Origin of the sequence: Nocardia carnea (assembly GCF_029868325.1) — a bacterium.
GTDB lineage: Bacteria > Actinomycetota > Actinomycetes > Mycobacteriales > Mycobacteriaceae > Nocardia > Nocardia carnea_C.
This window is the reverse complement of sequence record NZ_JARWNW010000044.1, coordinates 1-20,010: the sequence shown is the minus strand read 5'-3', so window position 1 is coordinate 20,010 and position 20,010 is coordinate 1. Positions and strand designations below refer to the sequence as shown.

Sequence of the window (20,010 nt, the reverse complement as noted above, 5' to 3'; positions counted from 1 at the left end):
CTTCTGGGCCGGGGGGGGGGGGGGGGGGGCCGGCCGGGCCCCCCCCGGGGGGGGGGGCGGGGGGGGGGGGGAGGCCCCCCCCCCCCCCCGCGGGGGGGGGGGGGGGTGGGGGGGGGGGCGGCGCGGGGCGCCGCCCCCCCCCCCCGGTTCCGCAGCCTTCCCTGCTGCCGCGGAGGTTTCGAGCACCGGGCGCGGACCGGCCGGATCACCGGCGGTCGCGCTCATGGTGGTTTTCTCGCTGATGGCCGGCCGGGCGCCGGTGGCGGGGCGGCTGTCGCGCGGGGCGGTCGCCGCTGCCTTGCGGGCGGCGGCACCGGCCAGCGCGTCGGCCTGTTCGTTGAAGTAGTTGCCCACATGTCCACGCACCCAGCGGAACCGGACCGGGCCCGGCCGGGCGGCGATGGCGTGGTCGATATCGCGGATGAGTTCCACATTCTTCACCGCGCCGCCGGTGGAGGTGCGCCAGCCGTTGTTACGCCAGTTGGGTAGCCATTCGGAAGCGCATTTGATCGCGTAGAGCGAATCGCTCTCGATCAGCAGCGGGTCGGAGCCGGGGTGGGAGCGGATGGCCTCGAGGACCGCGCGTAACTCCGCGATCTGATTGGTACCCGTTGCCGCGCCGCCGCTTTCGGCGCCACCCGCATGATCGACCCATGCCCAGCCGATGGCCCCGCCGGGGTTTCGCAGGCATGAACCGTCGGTACTCACGATGATCATGGCAGTACCCTACGCAAGTCGGCCGACAAGATCTGTACCGTGCAATTCTTCGATGGCCGCGCGCAATCTCGATTCGCTGCGGCGCAGGGCGGTGCGCAGCAGCGCCCTGCGGGGACGGTCGCGCAAGGGGGCAGCGAAACCCCGTGAGCCGGTGTAGTCGAGCTCCGAGGTGAGCACCGATCTGCCGCGGCCGAGTGGATCGAAACGTAGGGTCAGACAGGCGCTGAGTGGTCCGCCGATCAGGGTGTAGCCGATCACCGCATCCTGGCGGTGCTCGGTGATCTCGCAGTTCAGCACCGGGTGCCACAGCCCGAACCGGAACCGGATACCGTACCGGGCGCCGAGCCCGCGGTCGATTTCGCCTTGGAGCGAAAGGTGTTCGGCACCCGTCAGCCACTCCGTCATGGACCGGGGGTTGTCGGCATAAGCGAAAGCCACGGTGATCGGCGCCGTCACATCGCTTGCGTACTTGATGAAGCCCACGGGCCCTCCCTCCACGGCTGCCCGACAAAAATACTATAGCCTTCCGCTTTATTTCCGGCAGTCCGGGAATCGATAGCCGTGCGGCGCATATGTGATGTACGGCCGAATCGTGGCGGAATCGTATCAGAGCAGGTACGCATCGAACCCGGTGTGACCACCGTACTTTCCGTGGAGATGAGCATCACACCGGTGCGGCTGTCGTCAGGTCCGGTGACCATATGTGCCGCAGGTTTCCGCGGGCGGTGTCAGGGGTACATAACAGCAGCCGGCGAGCGCCGTACTCGACTGCCGTGCGCAGGCACCCCGGCCGATGATGTCCGGCTGCGCGGGAACCTGGTCCGGCGCTCGCCGGCCCCGTATCAAGCGAACATTCCGGGTTTCCGGCCTTCCCCCGGCGGCCCCGCGAAGGCCTGTGCGATCGTCAGCCACCGGGCGGCATCGCTGCCGGTCGCCTGGAGTGCCAGATCGTCCGGATGGCGCCGCTGCGTCACCAGCAGGCAGAAATCGAGTGCCGGCCCGGTGACCCGCTGCTGCGCATCCGCCGGACCCCAGGACCACAGGGCGCCCGACGGTGCGACGAGCTCGACTCGGAATTCCGCCGCCGGAACCGGCAGTTCCCGGACCATATAGGCGAAATCCCGGGTGCGCACACCGATATGCGCGACCGCGCGTAGCCGATCGGTCGGTTCACGCCGGGCGCCGAGCGTGTCGGCGATATCTTGACCGTGGGCCCACGTTTCCATGAGCCGCGCGGTGGCCATCGACCCCGGGCGCATGGGCGGCCCGAACCAGGCGACCTTGGCATCGCCCGCGACGCCGCGCAATGCCGCGTCCAGGGCTGCCCGGCCGCTGCGCCAGCGCTGTAGTAGGCCGGGGACCGGCATGGCGGCGGCTTCGGCCGCGGCGTCGTCGACGAAGGTGGTCACCCGGTCGGCGGCCTCGGCCAGTAGTTCGGTGAAGGCCGTCCCCCCGGTTCGCGCGTCGGTGGCGGACAGGCCGGCGACCTCGTCGGTCCAGGCGAGATGGCCGATCTGATGGGCGATGGTCCAGCCGGCGGCCGGGGTGGGCCGGGCCCATTCCGCGGGTGGGAGCGGTGCGACCAATGCTTCGAGTTCGGCGCTCTCGGCGCGTAGGTCGTCGAGCAGGGTGAACAGGTCGGCCATGGGCTCAGCATTCCAGCGGCGTGCGGCAAATACAAGCAGGCGTGCTTGTATTTTCTGGCCGGAGGCCTACCAGCCGAAGATCAGCAGGTGGGTCGCGCCCACGAACAGGCCGAGTACCGCACCGTGCAGATACAACAGCCAGGCGTCCTGTTCGACCGACGCGTAGAACATCTCCATGAACTCGCCGGGGGTGAGCTGCTGGAGTTTGCGGGCGGCGAATTCGTCGATCTTCTCGGCCTGCTCCCGGATGAAATCGGCATCCTCGACCAGCGCCGGCGCCAGCCCCACGGCCGCACCGGCCGCGCCCACCTTCAGATTGTCGAACTGGCGGCGGCCGAACGCGGCACGTACCACCGAGGTCGTCCGCCCCAATTGCCGGTGGATCTCGTCGGAGATGAGTTGTTCGAGCAGTCGCCGGGTCTTGTCGCCGTTCGGACCGTTCAACAGCTCGTTGGACAGGTTCGGCAGGGTCAGTACCTGATAGGCGAGAATATGCGCCAGATCGGTGGCCGCCTGCGGCTGCCGTTTGGCCAGCAGGGCCTGCTTCCACAAGTATTTGTAGCGCGGTTGCGGATCACCCGGGGTGAACACCACCCGGATGGCGATGATATTCACCACCACACCGATCAACGCGGTCACCAGCAGGACGATCACCCAGGCCGGGACCCAGCCCCATATCGGTATGTCCTGGTGAATATGCAGATACAACGCGAGCAACAATCCGAATGGCGCACCGAGCAAACCGATCCGGGTCATGAATTTCAGCTCGGGAGCCGCGATGGTGGTGGTGAGATCCTTGAGGATATGCGGGTTGTCCTGCAGATAGCGGATGACGAAACCCTTGATATCGATCAGCTGATCGACATTGTCGCCGAGCGAGGTGAACGCCTTCTCGCACAGTTCCGGCATCTCCCGCTCGACCCGCTGGTAGATGAGCTGCCGCATCGGCCGCGGCAGGCTCTGCCACAGGTCCGGGTTCTCCCGGTTCATCACCTCGTCCACGATGGGCTTCACCTGTTTTCCGGCGAGGGCCGCGACATAGTCGGCGATACCGTCGAGATCGAGTTCGTGAATGAAATCGCGGGGACTACCGATTCGCATCAATGCCTTGTCGACACAGATACTCGCCATTTTCTCGGCCCGGGCCGGAATGAAACCCTGGAACCCGAGCCGGGAACCGTCCTCGGAAAAAGTGGGCAGCACCTGCACGCGGCGCGGGAGATAGGGGTAGAGCACCGCGAGCCCCGGAATCCGGACCCCGCGGAACAGCAGCGGCCAGAAGAGCATCACGACACCGGTCCAGTTGGTGAACCAGCCGGCCGCCGCGCTGAATATCGGAAAACTGATCAGGTCGACCACGAATTTGGTCTGCCCGGTGAGTTCCTCCCAATCGATCAACACTCCGGACGAGAGTGAGATCATCGCGCGCTCCCCTTGGGCCGGATTGTCGATTCGGGTGATCACATTGTCACCGGGCCGTCTCGAGTGTCAATCAGCGCCCCCACCTCGCCGCCGGGCAGGTAGCCCGGAGGTGGACATCCACCACCCACCGCGGTGGAACCGGAATAAGGTGCCCCCATGACCGATCCTCAGGCCGCCGCCACCGCGCTGTCGACCTTCCTCGATGCCGTCACCACCGGAAACCTGGAAGTGGTCGACCTGACCACCGCGCTGAGCAGTTCGACCCCGGCGTTGCGTTTGCCCGCCCCCTTTGCCAACCTGATCGATTTCAGCCTGGAGGAGGTCAGCGCCTACAACGAACCCGGGCCGTTCTGGCGGCACAACAACATCCACACCGGGGAACATGTGGGCACCCACCTCGACGCACCGGTGCACTGGGTCACCGGCCGCGACGGCGACGATGTATCGCAGATTCCGGTGCGGCGGTTGATCGGCCGGGCGGCCGTTCTCGACCTGACCGAGCAGGTCGCCGCGGACCCCGATTACCTGCTCACCGTCGCCGATGTCGAGGCCTGGGAACGGACCCACGGCCGGCTGACCGCGGGGACGTGGCTGTTGCTGCGCACCGGCTGGGAAACCCGGGGCGATTCCGAGGCGGCGTTCCTCAACGCCGATGACACCGGCTCCCATACGCCCGGCGTGGCGGTCGATTGCGCCCGGTGGCTGGCCACCGAACGCGAGATCACGGGGCTGGGCGTGGAAACCGTCGGAGTGGACGCGGGACTCGCCGGTGGGTTCGATCCGGCCTTCCCGGTCCACCATTACTTCCTCGGCAACGACAAGTACGGCATCACCTCGCTGCGCAATCTCGGCCGGTTGCCGGCGGTGGGCGCGATGCTGGTGGTGACCCCGTTGCCGATCGTCGGCGGCACCGGCAGCCCGGCGCGGGTGCTCGCCGTGATCGATCCGGACGGTGCCCTCGGATGACGGCCGCGCAGCAACCGGCCGGTGCGGCGGGTGGGCCGGTATACGGTCCCACAGTCGCCGATGTGGTGGGTCGCGTACTGGCCGACCTGGGCGCCCGGCATGTGTTCGGCGTAGTCGGCAGCGGGAACTTCGTGCTCACCGAAGCGTTGCGCCGGGGCGGGGTGCCGTTCACCGCGACCCGGCACGAGGGCGGCGCTGCGACCATGGCCGACGCGTATACGCGCATGTCGGGGCGGGTCGGGGTGGTGTCGCTGCATCAGGGTTGCGGATTGACCAACGCGATGACCGGTATCGGCGAGGCTGCCAAGAGCCGCACCCCGATGATCGTGCTGACCGCCGACAGCCCGGCTGCGGCGCTGCGCTCCAATTTCCGGATCGATCAGGATGCGCTGGTTCGGAGTGTGGGCGCAGTGAGTGATCGGGTGTACTCGGCCGCGACCGCGGTCGCCGATGTGACGCGCGCGTTCCGGACCGCCGTGGCACAGCGGCGCACCGTGGCGCTGAATGTGGCCATCGATATCGCCGCCGCCGCGTGTTCGGTGACCGGGCCGATGGAGGCGGTGGTGGCACCTGCCCGGGTCCGGCCGGATGGCGGCTCGGTGGTGCGGCTCGCCGAAACGCTGCGTGCCGCACGGAAACCCGTCTTCGTCGCCGGGCGCGGCGCCCGGGCCGCCGGGCCCGCCGTCGCTGAATTGGCCCGGGCCTGCGGTGCGCTGGTCGCCACGTCGGCGGTCGCGAACGGTTTGTTCACCGATGACGAGTTCGCCCTGGGCATCTCCGGCGGTTTCTCGTCGCCCGCCACGGCCGAGCTGATCGCCGGGGCGGATCTGATCGTCGGCTGGGGGTGTGCGCTGAACAACTGGACGATGCGGCACGGCCGCCTCATCGGTCCCGGTACCCGGATTGTCCAGGTCGACGACGATATCGATGCCATCGGTGCGCACCGGCGGGTCGATTTCGGGGTCCTCGGCGATTGCGCCGAAACCGCCCGCGATGTCCTTGCCGAACTGCGCTCGACCGATCCGGCCGGCCGGATCGGTTACCGCACCGGAGATATCGCCGAGCGCATCGCGAAATCATCGCGCTGGCAGGATGTCCCGGTAGCAGACAGTTCCACCGCGGAACGGATCGACCCGCGTGTGCTGACGATCGCGCTCGACGAGATCCTGCCGGCGGAGCGGATCGTCTCGATCGATTCGGGGAACTTCATGGGCTACCCGGCGACCCACCTGTCGGTGCCCGACGAGTTCGGTTTCTGTTTCACCCAGGCCTTCCAATCGATCGGCCTCGGTCTGCACACCGCTATCGGCGCGGCCTTCGCGCAACCCGGCCGGATCCCGGTACTGGGGGCCGGTGACGGCGGGTTCCTGATGGCGATCGCCGAACTGGAGACCGCGGTCCGCGCCGGATTACCGCTGGTGGCGATCGTGTACAACGATTCCGCCTACGGTGCCGAGGTCCATCATTTCGGCGACGCCGACCACACCACGGTGACCTTCCCGGAAACCGATATCGCCGCCATCGCCGAAGGTTTCGGTGCCACCGGGGTGACCGTGCGCTCGGTCGGCGATCTGGCGCCGGTCCGCGAATGGGTGGGGCAGTATCGGAAGGACGGGCAGTCGCGACCGCTGGTGATCGACGCCAAGATCACCAGCGACGGCGGGGCCTGGTGGCTGGCGGAGGCGTTCGCCGGCCATTGAACAGCCGCGGTCACCAACACCGCCGCCTGGGCGAATGCCGCGATCTCCCGGGCAGTTGCGGGCCGGTTCAGTGATGTGGACCGGAGGACCGGGACCGCCGATAGTCGATCGGTGCACTTCCGGTCCATCGATGGAAGGCGCGCCGAAACGCGCTGGCTTCGGAATAGCCCAGGCGGGCCGCGAGGTCGGCGATCGACTCATCGCCGTGGACCAGCGCTTCGACGGCGCGGTCGCGCAGGATCTCCTCTTGGATCCGGCGCTGGGTGGTGCCTTCGGCGCGCAGCAGCCGTCGCATATGCGGTGGGCTGATCGATAAGCGCCGGGCGAGTTCGCCGGCACCGAGCCAGGGCCCGTGCGGGTTGCGTTCCAAGATCGTGCGCACACGTGCCGCGGTGGTCGCAGTTTGCTGTGGCGCATAGAGGAGCGCACCGGGCGCGTCGCGAAGGAACCGCTTCAGGTCGGCTTCGTCTCGCACAACCGGTTTGGTCAGCAACCCGGCGTCGAACGACATCGCGGCCCGCGGCGCACTGAATCCGGGCCGGACGCCGAATATGAGCGCGTAGTCCTCGCTCAGGTACTCCGCGTCGAAGGGAAACTCCAACGACTGCAGGGCAAGCGGTGACCCGATGAGCCATCCGGCGAAACGGTGCAGGCCACCGGCCATGGCAAAGACGACCACCGGGTCGATGTGCGGAACCGGCTGCTCTTCGCTGCTGACCGTGGCCAGACCCGCCTCGTCGGTGCGCAGCGTCCAGCGGATACCGGTGGCCACAGTGGTCAACTCCAGCATCCGCGCCAGCGCAGTGCGCAGGTCCCGGGTGTGGATGATGGTCAGACCGGCCAGCCGCAGTGTCCCGCGTGCCACCGGTCGTGGTCCCAGGCCGAGCAGTTCGTCGTCGGTTTGCTCCCACAGGGCCCGGATGACACCGGTCGTCTGCTCTGGTGTCATCCGAGCGCGGTCCTCGGTATAGAGCCGCCAGTCGAGCCCGGCGCCATGGAGTGCCTGTTCCACATCGAGGCCGCGTTTCATCATCGATTCGACGGTGGCCCGGAAGAACCGCATCGGAATCGTGTGCGCCACGGTGGCTCCTTCGGCATCGCTGAGCGGGCTCGTACCGTACCAGTGGCGACGATCGTTTCGGTCCCCCAAATGGCCCGTTGCAGTCCTTCCGGGGCCGGATTCGCACCCATAGCGTCATAGGGGCAGCTGGACAGCTGGCCTGAGGAGAGGAACTTCCTGTGACGAAGCGGGTATTCGTCGTCGGCGTCGGCATGACGAAATTCGAGAAGCCGGGTCGACGACTCAACGACGACGGCAGCATGTGGGACTACCCGGATATGGCACGCGAGTCGGGTACCAAGGCCCTGGCCGATGCCGGTATTTCCTACGATGAGGTGGAGCAGGCCTACGTCGGCTACGTGTACGGCGAGTCCACGTCCGGGCAGCGCGCTGTCTACGAACTCGGGATGACCGGCATCCCGGTCGTCAATGTGAACAACAACTGCTCGACCGGTTCGACCGCGCTCTATCTGGCGGCGCAGGCGATCCGTGGCGGCCTCGCCGACTGCGCCTTGGCGCTAGGTTTCGAGAAGATGCAGCCCGGTTCCCTGGGCTCGACCTTCGACGACCGCGAGCAGCCGATGGGCAATCACATGATGGCGTTGGCCGAGATCTCCGAGGTGCTGTTTCCGCCCGCGCCGTGGATGTTCGGCGCGGCCGGTCGCGAGCACATGCGGCAGTACGGCACCACCGCCGAGCATTTCGCCGCGATCGGGTTGAAGAACCACAAGCACTCGGTGAAGAACCCGTATTCGCAGTTCCGTGACGAGTACACCCTGGAGGAGATCCTGGACTCGCGGATGATCTACGACCCGCTGACCAAACTGCAGTGCTCGCCGACCTCCGATGGTTCCGGCGCCGCGATCCTGGCCGGTGAAGACTTCGTCGACAAGCACAATCTGGCCGACCAGGCGGTCGAGATCGTCGGCCAGTCGATGACCACCGATTTCGTATCGACCTTCGACGGCAGCTGCAAGAACATCATCGGCTACGACATGAACGTCGCCGCGGCCGCGCAGGTCTACCAGCAGGCCGGCCTCGGTGCCGAGGATTTCCAGGTCATCGAGCTGCACGACTGCTTTTCGGCCAACGAACTGCTGCTCTACGAAGCCCTGAGCCTGTGCGCGCCCGGTGAGGCCGGCCGGCTGCTCGACGACAACCAGACCACCTACGGCGGCAAATGGGTGGTGAATCCCTCCGGCGGCCTGATTTCCAAGGGCCACCCGCTCGGCGCGACCGGTCTGGCGCAGTGTGCCGAGCTGACCTGGCAGTTGCGCGGCACCGCCGACGCGCGTCAGGTCGACAACGTGACCGCCGCGCTGCAGCACAACATCGGCCTCGGCGGCGCCGCCGTCGTCACCGCCTACCAGCGCGCGAACCGCTGACCGTTCTCAATTCCCTTACGTAACAGCATCTTTCGCAGGAGAACAATCATGGGTCATATCGAGAAGACCGCCACGCTGTCCGCCCCCGCCGAAAAGTTGATGGCCGTGATCACCGATCCGACGACCTGGGGTGACTGGTTCACCATCCACGAGCGCTGGATGGTCGAGCCGCCGGCCACCCTGACCGCGGGCGCGGCGCTGACCGCGAAGATCTTCATGCTCGGGATGGCCAACAAGATGGAATGGGTCGTCGGGGAGGTCGCGCCGACCAAGCTGGTTCTGACGGGCACCGGGATGGCCGGTGTGCAGGCCACCTTCTCCTTCGAACTGACCCCGGTCGGCGACCGGACCGAGGTGCAGGTCTCCGGCGATTTCGAGGGTTCGCTGATCAAGGGCGCGCTCGGTAAGGCCGTCGAGAAGGACGGCACCAAGCAGCTGCAGGCCTCGCTCGACAAGCTGGCCGCCCTCGCCGCAGGGGCCTGAGCATGGCCGATGTATTCGAATTCGACCGTGACGGCCTGAACCTGTGGTCGGACGAGGAACGTTTCGAGGTCACCCGCGAGCGGCTGGCCGAGTACGCCGCAGCTACCAACGACCCGATCGCCGCGCACCGCGCCGGTGATATCGGTTCGCCCGTGTTCGCCATCGTCCCGGCCTTCGACGCACTGATGGCGCCTGCCGTCGATGTGGTCCCGATGGATATCTTCGGCCGGATCACTCACGGGGAGCAGGACTTCCATTTCCATCGGCCGATCGAGCCGGGCGATCGACTGGTATCGCAGGGACGGGTCATCGGCTGGGAGACGAAGTCGACCGGCTCGCTGGTTTATATCCACCTCACCTGCAAAGACGAGGAGACCGGCGAACTGGTCAACGAGCAATACCTGTCCGGTTTCTTCCGTGGTGTCGACGCCGGTCCGAAGGTGGGGGAGGCGATCCCGCGCATCGAGCCGTACACCGAGCTCAAGGCTTCGTCGCCGCTGGCCGAGGCCGCCCACCATGTGGACGATGACCAGACGTTCCGGTACGCGCCGGCCTCGGGCGACCCGGTACCGATCCACTTGGACGAGGAAGTCGCGAAGGACGCCGGTCTGCCCGGCATCATCGCGCACGGTCTGTGCACGATGGCGATGGCCGGGTGGGGTGTACTCGCCGGAGTAGCCGACTCCGATGTCTCCCGGATCAAACGTTTCGCCGTCCGGTTCGCCAAGTTCGTTTTCCCCGGCGACGACCTCGACACCCGCATCTGGCGAGCGGGCACCGAAAACGGCATCACCACCTACGCGTTCGAGACCGTGCGTGGATCCGACGTGGTCCTCAGCAATGGCATCGCCGAAATCGCGAACTGATAGCAGCCCGCCATTCGAGGGCGCAGCACCGTCGGTGCGGCCGCCCGTCGCGGCGCCGCCCGCCTGCCGCTACATCCGTCGCGGCAGCTCGAGACTTTGTACGAAGGAGTAGACATGGGTGCTTTGGAAGGTCGTATCGCCGTCATCACCGGCGCCGGTCGCGGCATCGGACGTGAGCACGCGCTGCTGTTCGCCCGCGAGGGCGCCGCCGTCGTGGTGAACGACCTCGGTGGCAGCAACAGCGGTGACGGTGTCGATACCGGGCCGGCGCAGGAGGTGGCGAACGAGATCGTCGCCGCCGGCGGTCGCGCGGTTGCCAACACCGACGATATCGCCACCTGGGCGGGGGCGGAGGATGTGGTCGCGCAGGCGATCTCGGAGTTCGGTGGCCTCGATATCGTCGTCAACAACGCCGGCATCCTGCGTGACGGTTTCATCCCGGGCCTGTCGGAAGCGGACTGGGACGCCGTCGTGGCCGTGCATCTCAAGGGTCATTTCGCGGTCATCCACCACGCCTCGGCGTACTGGAAAGCCGAATCCAAGGCCGGCCGCCGGCCCAACGCGGCGATTGTCAATACCGCTTCGGCCTCCGGTGTGACCATGCCGAACGCGGGCCAAGCCAACTACGGTGCCGCCAAGGCCGCCATCGCCGCGCTGACCCTCGTTGCCGCCGACGAACTGCAGCGCTACGGCGTGCGGGCCAACGCGATCGCCCCGATTGCGCGCACCCGCCTGACCCTGGCCACCCCGGGTATGGGTGCGCTGATGGCGGCCGAGGCCGCGGAGGCCGAGGCGGAGGGAGGCTTCGATTCCTTCAGTCCGGCCAATATCTCGCCGTTGGTCGCCTACCTGGCGACCGAGAAATGTCCGGTCACCGGCAAGGTGTTCGCGGTGCAGGGCGGCGCGATCAGCGAACTCGCCGGTTGGCACGACGTGAAGACCATCGAGACCGACGCGGCGTGGTCCATCGACGATATCGCCGCGCGGTTGCCCTGAGACCCTGATTCCGGAGTGAACGACGATGTTCGAATGGTCTGAAACCGACGAAATGATCCGCGAGTCCGTGCGCGCGTTCATCGACAAGGAAGTTCGTCCCCATCTGGATGAGCTCGAGCACGGCGACCTGCCGCCGTACGACATCATGCGCAAGCTGTTCGCCGAGTTCGGTCTCGATGTCCTGGCCGGTGAGGCCGTGGACAAAAGGCTCGCCGCGGAACAAGCGAAAGCCGACCGCATCGCCGCGGGCGAGCCGGCCGCGGAGAAGAAAACCTCGGGCAAGAAGGGTGGCAACCCGCTCGCGGCGCAGGCGAGCATGGCGGCGGTGCTCATCAGCGAGCTGACCGGGGTCACCCTGGGCAGTGTCGCGGCGGTCGGGGTCAGCCTCGGTCTCGGCGCGGCGACCATTGCCACCCGGGGCACGCCGGCGCAGCAGCGGCGCTGGCTGAAGGACATTGTCACGCTGGAGAAAGTCGCCGCGTGGGCGATCACCGAACCGGACTCCGGTTCCGACGCGTTCGGTGGTATGAAGACCTACGTCCGCCGCGAGGGTGAGGATTACATCCTCAACGGTCAGAAGACCTTCATCACCAACGGTCCCTACGCCGACACAGCGGTCGTCTACGCCAAGCTCGACGAGGGCGACGGGGCCGGAAAACGTGAGCGCAAGGTTCTCACCTTCGTCCTCGACAAGGGTATGGAGGGCTTCACCCAGGGCAAGCCGCTCGAGAAGATGGGCATGCACTCCTCGCCCACCGGTGAGCTGTTCTTCGACAACGTGCGCCTGAGTAAGGATCGGCTGCTCGGCGAGACCGAGGACCACACGGGTGGCGACGGCCGGGAGAGCGCCCGGTCGAGCTTCATCGTCGAACGGGTCGGTTGCGCGATCTTGTCGCTGGGCATCATCAACGAGTGCCACCGCCTGTGCATCGACTACGCGAAGTCGCGCACGCTATGGGGGCGGGAGATCGGCCGGTTTCAGCTGATCCAGCTGAAGCTGGCCGAGATGGAGGTCGCGCGCCTCAACGTCGAGAACATGGTGTTCAACGCCTTGGAGAGCTTCGCCGCAGGCAAGCTGCCGACCCTCGCGCAGGCATCGGCGATGAAGCTGTACTCCACCCGTGCGGCAACCGATGTCGCGATGGAAGCGGTGCAGTTGTTCGGCGGCAACGGCTACATGGCCGAATACCGGGTCGAGCAGCTGGCTCGTGATGCGAAATCGCTGATGATCTACGCGGGCAGCAACGAAATCCAGGTGACCCACGTCGCCAAGGGTTTGCTCACCCTGTGAGCCGCGCAAGGCCGCATCCGCTCGCATCCCACCGGTGGCTCGGTGTGATCGTGAGCGGACGCGGCGGGTGTTTTCCAGACAGTTCGATCCGGCAACCCAGGTAGAAGAATGGCAATGAAGCCAGGCAGTGGTCACCATGTGGTGACCGAATCGGTCGAAGTTTACGACGGTTGGCGAACGCGTCAGCTCAGCGTCGCGGGCGACGGTCCGCCGATGGTGTTGTTGCATGGCATCTACGACCGCGCCGATACCTGGCGGCGAGTGCTCGAACGCCTTGCCGAGGCGGGGCGTCGCGCGGTGGCGGTGGATCTGCCGCCGGTGCACGGCCGCCGGACCGGCGAACCGATATTGCCCCTCCTGGACGCGTACGTCGCCGCACTGGTGCGTGCTCACGCAGGCACCGAAGGCGTGGTGCTCGGGGGCAACTCGATGGGAGCGGGACTTGCTCTGCGCGCGGCGCTGAATCCGCAACTGCCCGTGCGGGCATCCGTCCCTTGCGATGCTCCCGGTTTCGGATACCGACCGCTGGTCACCGTGACAGTCGGCCGGTACGGGCCCCCCGAATCGCTGCTCGCGCGTATCCGCGTGCCTGCTGCCGTGTTTCGCGGTCGTGGCGCAGTGGCTGTCGCCAACCGCGTGCTCTATGTGCGTGACCGGCCGAATTCTGCCGAAGACGTCACCCGGTTTCTCGAGCTCTTTGCGCGTACGCGGCCGATCGGCAGCTTGATCGCCTGCGGTCGTGCGTTACTGCGCGAGTTCGATGCCGGCTACCCGGCCGGAGCATTACCGCCCACCCTGATCGTCCACGGCGGCAGAGACACATTGATACCGCCGTCAGCCGCAATTCGCGCCCGACGCCGATTCCCGTCTGCGAGGGTGCGGATTCTGCCCGAAGTCGGACACTGCCCACAGGTGGATGCGCCCGACACTGTCGCCGCCATGCTTCTCGACTGCGAGCTCGGCCACCGCGAGATCGCATGACTCCTCGCCGGCTCGCACGCGGCCTGGTTGCACCGAATCCAGCCGTCCGCTTCGAATGGAGAACGTACTATGACCGAGCAACCGACCAGTGTGTGCGCCGCCTTCCAGATAACCGCCGCTCGCCGGCCCGACCGAATCGCTCTTCGCGAACCCGACGGCCGAGTGTCGTTGACCTGGCAGCAGTATGCGGACAGGGTCCGCGACCTGGCAACCGGCCTGTCGGCCCTCGGTATTGCCGCCGGCGACACCATCGCCATCATGCTCACCAATGTCCCGGAGTTTCATCTGGCCGACACCGCCGTCTTGCATACCGGGGCGACCCCGTTCTCGATCTACAACACATTCACCGCCGAGCAGATCGCCTACGTGCTGGCCAATGCGGGCAGCCGGGTACTCATCACCGAGTCGCAGTTCTTCGAGAAGGTCCGGGCCGCCGATATCGATGGGCGCCTCGACCACATCATCTGTGTCGACGGCCCCACCGGAGGATCCCTAACCCTCGACGACGTGGCGGGCCGGTCGGCGCCCGGCTTCGATTTCGACGCCACCTGGCGTTCGGTGGGGCCCGACTCGCTACTCACCATCGTCTACACCTCCGGCACCACCGGCCCTCCCAAAGGTGTCGAGCTCACGCACGCGAACATTCTCGCCGAATTCCGTGCGGTGCAGGAGCTCTTCGATATCGTCGCCGACGATACGGTGATCTCGTATCTGCCGGACGCCCACCTGGCGAATCGGGCGTTCTGCCACTACAACAATCTGATCCAGGGTGTCCAGGTCACGACGGTCGCCGATCCCGAACAATTGATCGGCACCCTGCCGGAGGTGCGTCCGACACTGTTTCTCGCGGTACCGGCGATCTGGTACAAGCTCAAAAGTGGACTGGAAACGCTGGTTGCCCAGGAAAATCCGGCCACACGAGCGTTGGTGTCCTGGGCGCTGGGCGTCGGCCAGGAGGTCGCTCGGCGGAACTCGGCCGGCGTATCCATTCCAGTCGCGCTGGGAATCCAGCACCGGGTGGCAGATCGTGTGGTGCTGAACACGCTGCGGCGACGGCTGGGCCTGGACCGGGTACGCGCCGGCCTCACCGGCGCGGCACCCATCGCCACCGATGCGATGACGTTCATCATCGGCCTGGGTATTCCGGTATGTGAAGCCTGGGGAATGACCGAGACCTCAGCGGTGGCGACCATCAACCCCCTCGACGCCATCCGCCTCGGCACGGTCGGGCAGCCGTTGCCGGGCACCCGGATCGCCGTCGCCGAGGATGGGGAACTGCTGGTACGCGGGCCGATTGTCATGCGGGGGTACCGCAATGACCCGGAACAGACCGCTGCCGCGATCGACTCCGACGGCTGGCTGCACACAGGCGACGTCGGCACCATCGACGCCGACGGTTACGTCCGCATCCTGGACCGCAAGAAGGAACTGATCATCAACGCGGCGGGCAAGAATATGTCACCGTCGAATATCGAAGGGGCGATCCGTGTTTGCTGCTCCCTCGTCGCAGCGGTAATAGCCATCGGCGACAACCGGAAATACGTGACGGCGCTGCTGACTCTCGATCCTGACGCCTGCGCGGCCTACGCCCAACGGCACGCACTACCGAATTCGACTCCCGCCGCCTTGGCGACTCATCCCGATATCGTCGCGGCGATAGAAACAGGCATCGTGGCCGCGAACGAACGACTGTCGCGCGTGGAGCAGATCAAGAAACACACCGTGCTACCGGTGATCTGGGAGCCGGGCGGTGATGAACTCACACCGAAGATGTCACTCAAGCGCAAGGCCATCACCGAGAAGTACGCCGCCGAGATCGAAGCCATGTACCACTGATCACGCTGTCATCTGGCGCCACGGCCATGTGGGTGCCCTGCTCAGAGGTGAGAACCCGGACTACCGGGTACCTCCACGCCCGCGGCGGCCACGTTATTCCAGGCAGTACACCGAGGTGACCACCGCGAACATCGACAGCTCGTTCGAGCTGTCGGCCGACGCGGTGACCATCGTCGTCGCACGGCCGTCATCGGACCGGTAGGCGTAGGAGAGATAGCCCAGCAATTCACCTCCGTGGCCCCATACCGAATCCCCGCACGGCGGATCGAAGCGTTGCAGTCCCAGGCCGTAGTGGAAACCCATACCGCCCATCGAAACCGTGTTCCGCATCTGTGCCAGCGCGTGGTCACTGGTCAGTTCGCCCGACAGCAGGGCGGCGAAGAATTTCTCCAGATCGGCGGTGGTGGAAATCATCTCACCGGCCGCCCAGTCCAGCGACGGGTTCATATCGGTGACCACGGTCCGTTCGCCGCCGATAGTGCGATACGCCGCGAGAGCCGGCTGTGGGAGGCCGGGATCGTTGCCGGGGACTGTGGTGGAGGACAGGCCGAGGGGGGTGAGGATGCGATCGGCGATCTCGATGCCGTAAGGCCGGCCGGTGACCTGTTCGATCAGCAGGCCGGCAACGATGTAGTTGGTGTTGGAGTAGCGGAAGCGGGTGCCGGGCGGGAAGTACGGGTCGTGGCGCAGTGCCGTGGCCAGCAATTGCCGGGGCCGGTAAGACGCGAACCGGGCGTCCCCGCGCCATCGGTTGGTCGACATGCCCTCCTCCTTCATGTAGTCGTACAACCCGCTGGTGTGATTGAGCACTTGGCGCACCGTGATCCGCTCTCCACCCGGGATCGCGTCGGGTAACTGACCGGCGATCGGCCCGTCCAAGTCGATTCGGCCCTCGTCCACCAGTTGCATGACGACTGTCGCGACGAAAGTCTTGGTGATACTGCCGATCCGGAACCGGGTCGCCGGCCCCAGCCCGGCATCCTGCTCCGCACCACTGCTTGCCGCGATCACCGTGCGGCTGTTCCCGTGGTCGGAAACACGCAGGACGATATCGGCGTCCGTGAGCCGTGCCGCCGACGCGACGATCCGGTCTGTCACCTGATCGCGGGCGGTGACCAGGATCAGCATCGCCGCGCTGATCGCCGCCACAACGGTCGCGGTCACAGCGATACCGAGCCGGAGCAATTTCTGCCTCATGAGTTATCGACGCTAGGGGCGGGGCGGGACCGTGGCGAGGGTGCAGACCGGCCGGTCGAGGTGCGGATAACCACACCTTCAGCACTCCGGCCGACCTCGCCGAACCGGGTGGCCGGCATTACTGTTCGCGACCCTCCCGCTCCCTAGGTTCGGAGTATGCCTATTGCAATGGAATCCACTGACGAGTTGACCGGGGTAGCGGCCTGGGCGGTCGATCTCATGGAACAGCTCGGCGGGTTGGGGGCGGGTACGGCCATCGCTCTGGAGAACCTGTTTCCGCCGCTGCCCAGTGAGATCATCCTGCCACTGGCCGGGTTCACGGCGAGCAAGGGGCAGTTCGGGTTGGCGGAGGCGCTGATATGGACAACACTCGGTTCGGTGGTCGGCGCGTTGGCGCTGTATGGCCTGGGTGTACTGCTCGGCCGCGACCGGCTCCGCGCGATTATCGATCGGATGCCGCTGGTGCAGCTGTCCGATTTCGACCGGACCGAGGAATGGTTCGCCAGGCACGGTGGTAAAGCGGTGTTCTTCGGCCGGATGATCCCGATCTTCCGCAGCCTGATCTCCATCCCGGCCGGTGTGGAACGGATGCCGGTCGGTCGATTCACGCTGCTCACCACCGCGGGCAGTCTGATCTGGAATTCGGTGTTCGTGCTGGCCGGGTACTTCCTGGGCGAGAACTGGCCGGTGGTGGAGACCTACGCGGGGATTCTGCAGAAGATCGTGATCCTGGTGGTCCTGGCAGCAGCCGTAATGTACTGCGTACGGGTGTGGACCCGCCACCGGCGGATGCGGCACGTGAGGATGTGACGATGAGGACGTTTCCGCAGCGCGGTGCGCGCCGCTGCGCTGCTGTGCTCATCGGCACTCTGCTCGGTGTGGTCACCGTCGTGCTGGATCTCGCCGCCGTGGTATCCGGACTGTTCGGCGCACACTTGCCGCGCCGAGCCGTCCGCGTGGAACGGCGCAGGCTCGGGCTGCTGCTCGGCGTCCCGCCGGCCGGAGAGCCTACCGGGCGGCGCGCGGTGGGCTATCTGAGCATGCGTATCGCCCTCGGGTTACTCGCCGGGGTGGTCTGTGCGCTGCTCTGCACGGGGATCGTGGTCGGCGTGGCGCTGGTCTACGGTGCGTCGACGGGTGCGGCGGTGCCGGTGGTCGATGCCACCGAACCCGGGCAGATCAGCTGGAAAACCGTGGCCTTGTTCCTGTTGCCGGGGTTCGTTTTCGCTTTCCTCACTGTGCAAGGCCTGTTGGGGGTCGTCCGGGCCGAGGCATGGGCGTGGCGGATCTTCGCGCTGCCCGGGACAGGTGAGCTTGCCGAGCGGGTCGCCCGGCTGACCGCCACCCGTGCCGAGATGGCCGAGGTCATCGACGAGGAACGGCGCCGTATCGAGCGCGATCTGCACGACGGCGTCCAGCAACGGGTGGTCGCACTGTCGATCGTCCTGGCCCGGGTGGACCGCGAAACCGACCCCGGCGTACGCGCGGACCTGCACCGGCGCGCACGCGCCGAAACCGGGCAGCTGCTTGACGATCTGCGCGATGTCTCATGGCGGATCTACCCGGCCATGCTGGCACGTGACGGATTACCTGCCACGCTGGAGGCGCTGGCCGACCGTACCCCGCTGCCGACGCGCCTCGTCGTCGACCTGTCCGCACGTCCGCCGCGATCGGTAGAATCGGCGTGCTATTTCACTGCCAGCGAGGCCGTCACCAACGCCATCAAGCATTCCGGCGCCGCCGCGCTCGAGATCGCGGTCGGCCATACCGGCGATTCGCTGTGGCTGCGGGTACGCGACGACGGCCACGGCGGTGCCGATCCGGCCGGGCATGGACTCTCCGGTATCGCGGCCAGAATCCATGCGCTCGACGGCACGTTCACTGTCGATTCCCCGGTCGGCGGCCCGACCATCATCACCGCGGAGGTACCGTGCGGATAACCCTTGCCGAAGACTCCGCGCTGCTGCGGGAGAGTCTGGCGCAGCTGCTCACCGCCGAAGGCCATGAGATCGTCGATTCGGTCGGTACCGCGGTCGAACTACTGCATGCGGTCCGGCTGCGTCCGCCGGACCTGGTGGTGGCCGATGTGCGTATGCCGCCCGACCACATCGATGAGGGAATCCGGGCCGCTCTCGAGATTCGCCGTGAACAGCCCCAGATCCCGGTTCTGGTGCTGTCCCAGTACGTCGAACGGCGGCATGCGGCCGAATTTCTCACCGGCACCGGCGGTGTCGGCTACCTGCTCAAGGACCGGATCGCCGCCATCGATTCCTTCCTCGATGCCGTCGACCGGGTCGGTGCGGGTGGCACCGCCTTCGACCCGGAAGTGGTCAGGCAACTACTGCAGCACAGCCGGGTCGGTTCGCCGATCGAACGGCTCACCACCCGCGAACGCGAAGTACTCGAACTCATCGCCCAGGGTTTGAGCAATACGGCAGTCGGTGATCGCCTTCACGTAACGCGCAGCGCGGTCGAAAAGCACATCAACGCGATATTCATGAAACTCGACCTACCCGGCGGTGACGCGCACAACCGCAGAGTTCTGGCGATCCTGGAGCACCTGCGCGCGCAGTCGGACGACGGGTGAGCTGTGTCAGCAGATCGGCCGGCGCGAGCAGGCCCGGACGCGGGCCGGGCACACCGCGGCCGATACGCGAACAGTGCCGAACGCCGGCGGTACGTCCCGGATAAGACATTCCATTCAACGAAGGGGTAATCGATGCCGAACCGGTCCTGGGACCCGGACGCTCCGGGAGTGCTGCGCCTGCCGTCCGGGCGAATGGTGCGCGGCAGGGGGCTCCGTAACCCCCTCCCCTCGGGTGACACGCCTCAATTCGGGGTCTACCTGCTGTCCAGCGAACCTCCTCCGGTCGAGTGGGAGAGCCGGTGGGTGCATTGGCGAGATTTCTGGTTACCGTCCGATCGCAGTGCGCTCGCCCCGGTCCTGCGGGAATTGCTCGAGCGTTCCGAGACCGAGCGCGTCGAGATCGCCTGCGGTGGCGGCTTCGGACGGACAGGCACGGCCATGTCTTGTCTCGCGGTGCTCGACGGGATACCGGCCGCCGAGGCCGTCGCCTATATCAGGGACAACTATTCGCGGCGGGCCGTCGAGATGCCGTGGCAGAAGCGATTCGTCACCCGTTTCGACTGACGTCGCGCTCGCCGCACCGAGGTGCTCGGGGGCGCTGTGTCTGCAAACCCCGCAGGCCCCTGGCAGCGCGGCACCAACGAGAACACCAACCGGCTGCTGCGCCAATACCTGTCCAAGTGCGCTGACCTGAGCCGATTCGACCATGCCGACCTCGACGCCATCGCCTGCGAACTCAACCATCGGCCCCGCAGAATTCACGGATACCGCAGCCCGGCCGAGGTCTACGCTGAACACCTGAACAGTGGTGATGCAGTGCCCCTTTGGGACCGCCATCGTTTCTTGAACAGTCGGGCCTAAACGGGCTCTGGCGGGC

The 20,010-nt window shown here is 66.6% G+C and carries 18 protein-coding genes and 2 pseudogenes; 14 read left to right on the top strand and 6 right to left on the bottom strand.

The window, feature by feature from the left end; all coding sequences use genetic code 11:
• Positions 1–287: 287 nt before the first annotated feature.
• The 4 genes and pseudogenes from QH196_RS02060 to QH196_RS02045 all read right to left on the bottom strand — a co-directional run.
• Positions 288–717 (bottom strand): annotated as a pseudogene (locus QH196_RS02060) (ribonuclease H family protein); the annotation flags it as partial.
• 9 nt (positions 718–726) lie between these two features.
• Entirely contained in the window at positions 727–1,200 is a 474-nt protein-coding gene (locus QH196_RS02055; RefSeq protein WP_280414035.1) for an SRPBCC family protein, read from the bottom strand.
• Positions 1,201–1,559: 359 nt separating this feature from the next.
• A complete protein-coding gene (locus QH196_RS02050) occupies positions 1,560–2,363 on the bottom strand; it encodes a TIGR03084 family metal-binding protein (RefSeq protein WP_280414034.1) in 804 nt (267 codons plus the stop codon).
• A 66-nt stretch (positions 2,364–2,429) separates the two neighbouring features.
• A complete protein-coding gene (locus tag QH196_RS02045; RefSeq protein WP_280414033.1) occupies positions 2,430–3,785 on the bottom strand; it encodes a hypothetical protein in 1,356 nt (451 codons plus the stop codon).
• 156 nt (positions 3,786–3,941) lie between these two features.
• Here QH196_RS02045 and QH196_RS02040 point away from each other — a divergent pair, with 156 nt between their 5' ends.
• Together QH196_RS02040 and QH196_RS02035 are read left to right on the top strand one after the other, a co-directional pair.
• Entirely contained in the window at positions 3,942–4,751 is an 810-nt protein-coding gene (locus tag QH196_RS02040; protein WP_280414032.1) for a cyclase family protein, read from the top strand.
• Positions 4,748–6,451 carry a thiamine pyrophosphate-binding protein gene (locus QH196_RS02035; protein WP_280414031.1) on the top strand — a complete coding sequence of 568 codons (1,704 nt, stop codon included), beginning with the start codon at positions 4,748–4,750 and terminating at the stop codon, positions 6,449–6,451. Before QH196_RS02040 ends, QH196_RS02035 begins: the two co-directional genes overlap by 4 nt.
• A gap of 67 nt (positions 6,452–6,518) precedes the next feature.
• Here the strand turns inward: QH196_RS02035 and QH196_RS02030 are convergent, their stop codons facing one another.
• Complete coding sequence (locus QH196_RS02030; protein ID WP_280414030.1) at positions 6,519–7,532, bottom strand: AraC family transcriptional regulator; 1,014 nt, start codon at positions 7,530–7,532, stop codon at positions 6,519–6,521.
• A 158-nt stretch (positions 7,533–7,690) separates the two neighbouring features.
• Here QH196_RS02030 and QH196_RS02025 point away from each other — a divergent pair, with 158 nt between their 5' ends.
• From QH196_RS02025 to QH196_RS01995, 7 genes are all read left to right on the top strand, one after another.
• Positions 7,691–8,896 (top strand): lipid-transfer protein, encoded by a 1,206-nt coding sequence (locus QH196_RS02025; protein WP_280414029.1) that lies wholly within the window; start codon positions 7,691–7,693, stop codon positions 8,894–8,896.
• A 48-nt stretch (positions 8,897–8,944) separates the two neighbouring features.
• Positions 8,945–9,379 (top strand): type II toxin-antitoxin system Rv0910 family toxin, encoded by a 435-nt coding sequence (locus QH196_RS02020; RefSeq protein ID WP_280414028.1) that lies wholly within the window; start codon positions 8,945–8,947, stop codon positions 9,377–9,379.
• Positions 9,380–9,381: 2 nt separating this feature from the next.
• Positions 9,382–10,245 carry a MaoC/PaaZ C-terminal domain-containing protein gene (locus tag QH196_RS02015; RefSeq protein WP_280414027.1) on the top strand — a complete coding sequence of 288 codons (864 nt, stop codon included), beginning with the start codon at positions 9,382–9,384 and terminating at the stop codon, positions 10,243–10,245.
• A gap of 114 nt (positions 10,246–10,359) precedes the next feature.
• Positions 10,360–11,241, top strand: coding sequence for an SDR family oxidoreductase (locus tag QH196_RS02010; protein WP_280414026.1), 882 nt, complete (start codon positions 10,360–10,362; stop codon positions 11,239–11,241).
• Between the two features lie 25 nt (positions 11,242–11,266).
• Positions 11,267–12,532 carry an acyl-CoA dehydrogenase family protein gene (locus QH196_RS02005; RefSeq protein WP_280414025.1) on the top strand — a complete coding sequence of 422 codons (1,266 nt, stop codon included), beginning with the start codon at positions 11,267–11,269 and terminating at the stop codon, positions 12,530–12,532.
• A gap of 108 nt (positions 12,533–12,640) precedes the next feature.
• Positions 12,641–13,513, top strand: a complete 873-nt coding sequence (locus tag QH196_RS02000) for an alpha/beta fold hydrolase (RefSeq protein WP_280414024.1) — start codon at positions 12,641–12,643, stop codon at positions 13,511–13,513.
• 69 nt (positions 13,514–13,582) lie between these two features.
• Complete coding sequence (locus QH196_RS01995; protein WP_280414023.1) at positions 13,583–15,349, top strand: AMP-dependent synthetase/ligase; 1,767 nt, start codon at positions 13,583–13,585, stop codon at positions 15,347–15,349.
• A 93-nt stretch (positions 15,350–15,442) separates the two neighbouring features.
• On the opposite strand, the gene QH196_RS01990 is transcribed toward QH196_RS01995, so the two are convergent.
• Positions 15,443–16,546 carry a serine hydrolase domain-containing protein gene (locus tag QH196_RS01990; RefSeq protein WP_280414022.1) on the bottom strand — a complete coding sequence of 368 codons (1,104 nt, stop codon included), beginning with the start codon at positions 16,544–16,546 and terminating at the stop codon, positions 15,443–15,445.
• A gap of 156 nt (positions 16,547–16,702) precedes the next feature.
• Here QH196_RS01990 and QH196_RS01985 point away from each other — a divergent pair, with 156 nt between their 5' ends.
• The 5 genes and pseudogenes from QH196_RS01985 to QH196_RS01965 all read left to right on the top strand — a co-directional run.
• Entirely contained in the window at positions 16,703–17,356 is a 654-nt protein-coding gene (locus QH196_RS01985) for a DedA family protein (protein WP_280414021.1), read from the top strand.
• Between the two features lie 2 nt (positions 17,357–17,358).
• Entirely contained in the window at positions 17,359–18,486 is a 1,128-nt protein-coding gene (locus QH196_RS01980) for a sensor histidine kinase (protein WP_280414020.1), read from the top strand.
• The gene (locus tag QH196_RS01975) at positions 18,477–19,133 is read left to right on the top strand and encodes a response regulator transcription factor (RefSeq protein ID WP_280414019.1); all 657 of its coding nucleotides are present in this window, start codon (positions 18,477–18,479) and stop codon (positions 19,131–19,133) included. The genes QH196_RS01980 and QH196_RS01975 overlap by 10 nt, the downstream gene beginning before the upstream one ends.
• Positions 19,134–19,265: 132 nt before the next feature.
• A complete protein-coding gene (locus QH196_RS01970; protein WP_280414018.1) occupies positions 19,266–19,697 on the top strand; it encodes a protein-tyrosine phosphatase family protein in 432 nt (143 codons plus the stop codon).
• 42 nt (positions 19,698–19,739) lie between these two features.
• Positions 19,740–19,994: pseudogene (locus tag QH196_RS01965) on the top strand (transposase); the annotation flags it as partial.
• Positions 19,995–20,010 lie beyond the last annotated feature (16 nt).

Bases quoted from the DNA above. Each gene is read 5' to 3' on its own strand.
- QH196_RS02050 (WP_280414034.1), bottom strand. From the start codon at position 2,363: ATGGCCGACCTGTTCACCCTGCTCGACGACCTACGCGCCGAGAGCGCC.
- QH196_RS02045 (WP_280414033.1), bottom strand. From the start codon at position 3,785: ATGATCTCACTCTCGTCCGGAGTGTTGATCGATTGGGAGGAACTCACC.
- QH196_RS02040 (WP_280414032.1), top strand. From the start codon at position 3,942: ATGACCGATCCTCAGGCCGCCGCCACCGCGCTGTCGACCTTCCTCGAT.
- QH196_RS02035 (WP_280414031.1), top strand. From the start codon at position 4,748: ATGACGGCCGCGCAGCAACCGGCCGGTGCGGCGGGTGGGCCGGTATAC.
- QH196_RS02020 (WP_280414028.1), top strand. From the start codon at position 8,945: ATGGGTCATATCGAGAAGACCGCCACGCTGTCCGCCCCCGCCGAAAAG.
- QH196_RS02015 (WP_280414027.1), top strand. From the start codon at position 9,382: ATGGCCGATGTATTCGAATTCGACCGTGACGGCCTGAACCTGTGGTCG.
- QH196_RS02010 (WP_280414026.1), top strand. From the start codon at position 10,360: ATGGGTGCTTTGGAAGGTCGTATCGCCGTCATCACCGGCGCCGGTCGC.
- QH196_RS02005 (WP_280414025.1), top strand. From the start codon at position 11,267: ATGTTCGAATGGTCTGAAACCGACGAAATGATCCGCGAGTCCGTGCGC.
- QH196_RS02000 (WP_280414024.1), top strand. From the start codon at position 12,641: ATGGCAATGAAGCCAGGCAGTGGTCACCATGTGGTGACCGAATCGGTC.
- QH196_RS01995 (WP_280414023.1), top strand. From the start codon at position 13,583: ATGACCGAGCAACCGACCAGTGTGTGCGCCGCCTTCCAGATAACCGCC.
- QH196_RS01990 (WP_280414022.1), bottom strand. From the start codon at position 16,546: ATGAGGCAGAAATTGCTCCGGCTCGGTATCGCTGTGACCGCGACCGTT.
- QH196_RS01985 (WP_280414021.1), top strand. From the start codon at position 16,703: ATGCCTATTGCAATGGAATCCACTGACGAGTTGACCGGGGTAGCGGCC.
- QH196_RS01980 (WP_280414020.1), top strand. From the start codon at position 17,359: ATGAGGACGTTTCCGCAGCGCGGTGCGCGCCGCTGCGCTGCTGTGCTC.
- QH196_RS01970 (WP_280414018.1), top strand. From the start codon at position 19,266: ATGCCGAACCGGTCCTGGGACCCGGACGCTCCGGGAGTGCTGCGCCTG.